At 44.7% G+C, this 1,040-nt stretch carries 1 protein-coding gene; it reads right to left on the bottom strand.

Annotation, left to right across the window (positions count from 1 at the left end; translation table 11 throughout):
• Positions 1-102: 102 nt before the first annotated feature.
• Positions 103-1,008, bottom strand: coding sequence for a LysR family transcriptional regulator (locus tag R7Q48_RS24875; RefSeq protein WP_318132782.1), 906 nt, complete (start codon positions 1,006-1,008; stop codon positions 103-105).
• Positions 1,009-1,040 lie beyond the last annotated feature (32 nt).

The following is a 1,040-nucleotide window of genomic DNA, read 5'->3' as shown; positions in this document are numbered from 1 at the left end:
AAAGAAAGGTGAATTCAACGGTGCTCCTTTGTCTATTTGGATTCTACAAAGTCAGCCTTTCTGGTTCACAATGTATGGACAGTAACAGGTAAGTTTACGGCTTTACCCACTTGCTTCGTTATTCGCTTGGCGTTTTAAGTGCTCGATAAACGCCGGGATCTTCTTGGCTAAGTGTTTTCTGGAAGCGTAAAAGGCATACAACACCAAATCTTTTGGTACATATTCCAGTTCGATCACTTCCAGATCTCCTGATTCGATTTCTTCATGGCAAAACTCGACAGGTAGAATCGCAAACCCGAATCCTGCTAACGCGCCGGCTTTTGCAAGTTGCCCACTGTTGACCTTAAATGCAGATTGTACTCGTTGACTTATCAGTTCTCCTTCCGAATTTCTGAAAACCCAAGGTGTTCCTTTCAAGGCAGTAAAGCTGCTGATACAAGGAACGTGCTTCAAATCGGTAATTTTGAAAGGTCTCTGACATGTGTGCAGTAGCTTAGGTGAGGCGACCACAACACTCGGCCAACGCTTGATCTCTTTTGCAATCCAATTGCTGTCTTCAAGCTTGCCGCGGTGAAAACTTACGATAACGTCAAACCCATCGAGCAAGTCCTCTTTAGGGCTTAGGTTCGTCTCGCAATTCAATGAAATAGCAGAGTACTGAGCACAAAAAGAGACGACGGCTTTAGCTAGTTCTGGTGAATCTGGCATGACAACGTTGAGCTGCCCCATGACCTCACGAGAGTGTTGCGTCACTTCTTCAAGCGCATCATTCAGTTTGTCTAACAAAGGCTGTGTGCGTAAATAGAGCTGTTCTCCAGCGTCTGTTGCACAGATTCGTCGAGTCGTTCTGTCGAACAAACGCACATCAAGCTGTTCTTCAAGTAACGCAATGTGGCGACTGACATTTGATGTCGGCAGAGATAAAAACTCGGCGGCTCTTTTAAAGCTGTTGTTCTCGTAGACACAATGGAAGCTTTTTAGCCATTGCTGATCAATTTTCTCAAGCATCTCCATTAATCCCACTTGGTTGGATTATAAAG

It is taken from the genome of Vibrio sp. 378, assembly GCF_033339435.1.
The sequence above is the reverse complement of the archived record's forward strand: the minus strand, read 5'-3'. Positions and strand labels throughout refer to the sequence as shown.

Excerpts from the sequence above, each read along its gene's own strand:
- R7Q48_RS24875 (WP_318132782.1), bottom strand. The coding sequence starts at position 1,008 with ATGCTTGAGAAAATTGATCAGCAATGGCTAAAAAGCTTCCATTGTGTC.